The sequence below is a fragment of the Planktothrix sp. FACHB-1355 genome (assembly GCF_014748295.1).
GTDB classification, from domain to species: domain Bacteria; phylum Cyanobacteriota; class Cyanobacteriia; order Cyanobacteriales; family Aerosakkonemataceae; genus Aerosakkonema; species Aerosakkonema funiforme_A.
In genome coordinates, this window is the sequence record NZ_JACJUP010000909.1 from 1 (window position 1) to 3,009 (window position 3,009).

Genomic DNA, 3,009 nt, shown 5'->3' on the forward strand with positions numbered 1-3,009 from the left:
ATCTTCCTCTACCAACATTCCCATCCCATTCAGAGTAGTGTAACCCAACCAAGGATCGGAATAGGCTTGCAATGCGCGTTGCGAGATCACAGTGCGGTGTCCGTCGTGCAAGAAATAATTCTTAATTTTGGGGTCAGTAACTACTAAACTCGGTGCGGCAACTTGAGCGGGTTTCATATAAATGATAATGTCGTTTTCCAAAGCCTGGGTTGGACCTTCGAGTAGTAGATTGTAGGAGGATGTCCCCGCACTGCCAATACCCATACCTTGCCGAACCACGATATCTTTGATGTTGTAGTTCAAGCGCTCGAATTTCTTGCTTCTGGGAATACTTTTGAGGTAATCGGGGAACGCCTCTAATATCTTAGTGCGAATTTCGCTATCTACGGGAGTAACACTCGATCCGAGAGTAAAGCGGCGATCGTAATTTTCAATATGAGTTTGACTTTCCAGCAATCCGATGCGCGTGTTTAAGCGCGTTTCATGCAGTAGATTCAGCAATTTGCCAGTTGTATTAGATAAAGTGAGAGCAAAATCACTGCGATCGGGCGAACTAGCAAACTCTGCCACCTGTGCGATGTAACTGCGCGTCATCGTGGCGATCGTCTGCTTAATTTCACCATCGCTGAGCGCCTTTTGATAACCGACCAAGCTTAAGCTGGCAGCTAACCGCTTCACATCCCAGGTAAACGCACCAACGTAGGATTCATCGAAATCGTTAACATCGAAAACCAGTACGCCTTCGCTGTTCATATAAGTGCCGAAATTCTCGGCGTGTAAGTCTCCCTGAATCCAAACTCGACTGGTTCGATCGTTGAGAAATGGGTCTTTATCGTCGGCGACATCCGCATAGAATAAAGCAGCACTACCGCGATAAAAGGCGAAAGCAGAAGCAGCCATTTTGCGAAACTTGATCCGCCATCCCTTCGGATTCGCTTGCATTTGGTCGCCGAAGTTGTTAACGAATACATCGATAATAAATTGCTGGCGGTTGCTTTTGTTGGTTTTTCTGCTCATAAAACTTTGCCCGAGTATGGAAAACTGGTAAACTTCAGTCTGGTAAGCGATCAGTGACGGTGCCAGTCGTTAAGCGAGTATTAATTTAACTGATTCCCAATTCTTTTCGTTATTTCTTCACAATTCTTTATACGTTACTATCAGTACAAGATTCGTGTATTTTGGACAATTGCTAAAAAAAATTCAATTGTATAGCAAATATTGTTACAGATGGACGATAAATACCAAGCCGATCGCCAGATCGAGAAAGGAGAAATACTTCATATTTCTATGCTGGGAGTAAGGGAGGCATATGAAAATAAAAATATCGCCTCTACGCTAGTTATAGAAAATTTAAAACTAGCCAAAAGCAAAAATTATAGAACGGCAGTAACCGAAGCAACCAGCTTAGTTTATCAGCACATATTTAAAAAGCTGGGATTTCAAGAAGAACTAGAGATCGAATATAAATCCTATACGTTCAAGGGAAAGAAATTTTTTGAATCTCTAGAGTAACATAAAGGTTGTATTTTGTTAACCAAAAATCTGGATAATTAACCTTAAGATTTAAAATTCTTATCGTTTTAGCTAAGTTAATTATTCCATTAGGGGGAAGCGTAACGCCTTTCTCAGTGTTTAGAGTAAGCATATCAAAGAAAGGTAGAGCCAAAATTTGACAAAAAGAACTGCCAGCTTGAGCGAAAGTGATAAGGAGGCTTGTCAAGACTATGGAATTCAATCACAATTTTTTTGCCAAACAAGCATGGTTTAGTAGAGCCACTATCATAGCGATTATGGCCAGTTCGATCGCAGCTTGTAACGACACCACAAACAACCCGAATGCTGCTACCTCCACTCCCAGCCCGACTCAGACTGTTGTTGTCACGCCCAGTCCTGTTCCCACTCAAACTGTCGTGGTGACCCCCAGTCCCATTCCCACTCAGACTGTCGTGGTGACGCCCAGTCCTATTCCCACTCAGACTGTTGTTGTGAGGGAACCAATTACCGATTTAGCAATTGTTGGCACTACACCAGATAAGCAGTCGCTTGTTAACAAGCGGGTAGAAGTAACAAATATTACGACTCAAAATGTCAATGGCGATCGCACTTTTTGGGTGGGTGCAGGTAACAACCAACAACTCTTCGTTGTTCTCGATCCAGTATTAGATGCAGGTAGCGCTGAAAACAAAGTTGTTGTTAAACCGGGACAAGCACTTAATCTCAACGGTGTTATCAAACCGATGCCGAGTTCTCAACAAGCTCAGACTCAATGGGGTTTAAGTGCCGCAGAAGCTCAACAATTGAGCAACCAAACAATCTACTTGCAAGCCGATCGAATCAGATTTCTTTAACAATAAATCCCTAGTAAATGCGACGGATTGGGTAAATGTCCAGCCCGTCGCATTGGATTTAGATCTTTTTAGATCCGGCAGGACATTGAATATTATTCCGAACAAGTCGAGGCATAGCCGGAGGAGTTCTTGTTGCAGAGTTACTTTCACAGATACCAGTAATTGTTGTGGCGTTATTGCCAGACCCGATGACAAAGACAGCCCCCGTATAACTCCTGATTCTAGAGTCTTTTGCTGAAGCTGTTGCCCTTGCGCTTCTGGGATTTACGACAGCAACTTTATAGCTGTAATTGCCAGTTTCCGGACTGATACCTACTCCTAATTGGGCAAAATTTCCAAATCGGTTATTTTCAACGTAATAAGCTTGCTGTGCCCTATTCAATGAGCTAATGGTGCTTTTACCTTCATCTTGTTTAGCTCGTATTATCGGGCCAAATTGTTTAACTCCAGCAAATCTGGCAGAATTTTGATTGTGGTATGTAGTGGAAATTCCTGCGGTAGCAGTTATCCCCATAGAAAGCACGGTTAATAGTGTGGTAAAGATGGACGGATAAGCTTTTTTTAACATAGTCGGGTAGCCAAACTTGAAACCCATTTTTTTTCCTCCTACTAGACCCTGTTAGTATTTAACCTGTTGGGTTACTTTAAGGATATCATTTAC

General features: G+C 42.6%; 4 protein-coding genes. 2 read left to right on the forward strand and 2 right to left on the reverse strand.

Annotated elements, in window-relative coordinates; translation table 11 throughout:
- Positions 1-1,017: DUF2252 family protein (locus H6S82_RS26800; protein ID WP_191057001.1), on the reverse strand; the 1,017-nt coding region annotated here is incomplete at its 3' end.
- 210 nt (positions 1,018-1,227) lie between these two features.
- On the opposite strand from H6S82_RS26800, the gene H6S82_RS26805 reads away from it, so the two are divergent.
- Both H6S82_RS26805 and H6S82_RS26810 read left to right on the forward strand, forming a co-directional pair.
- Positions 1,228-1,512, forward strand: coding sequence for a GNAT family N-acetyltransferase (locus tag H6S82_RS26805; RefSeq protein WP_190464924.1), 285 nt, complete (start codon positions 1,228-1,230; stop codon positions 1,510-1,512).
- 212 nt (positions 1,513-1,724) lie between these two features.
- Positions 1,725-2,348, forward strand: a complete 624-nt coding sequence (locus H6S82_RS26810; RefSeq protein ID WP_190464925.1) for a hypothetical protein — start codon at positions 1,725-1,727, stop codon at positions 2,346-2,348.
- Between the two features lie 58 nt (positions 2,349-2,406).
- Here the strand turns inward: H6S82_RS26810 and H6S82_RS26815 are convergent, their stop codons facing one another.
- Entirely contained in the window at positions 2,407-2,943 is a 537-nt protein-coding gene (locus H6S82_RS26815) for a type IV pilin-like G/H family protein (protein WP_190464926.1), read from the reverse strand.
- Positions 2,944-3,009: the final 66 nt, after the last annotated feature.

Coding starts and splice junctions, on each gene's coding strand:
- H6S82_RS26805 (WP_190464924.1), top strand. CDS start 1,228: ATGGACGATAAATACCAAGCCGATCGCCAGATCGAGAAAGGAGAAATA.
- H6S82_RS26810 (WP_190464925.1), top strand. CDS start 1,725: ATGGAATTCAATCACAATTTTTTTGCCAAACAAGCATGGTTTAGTAGA.
- H6S82_RS26815 (WP_190464926.1), bottom strand. CDS start 2,943: ATGGGTTTCAAGTTTGGCTACCCGACTATGTTAAAAAAAGCTTATCCG.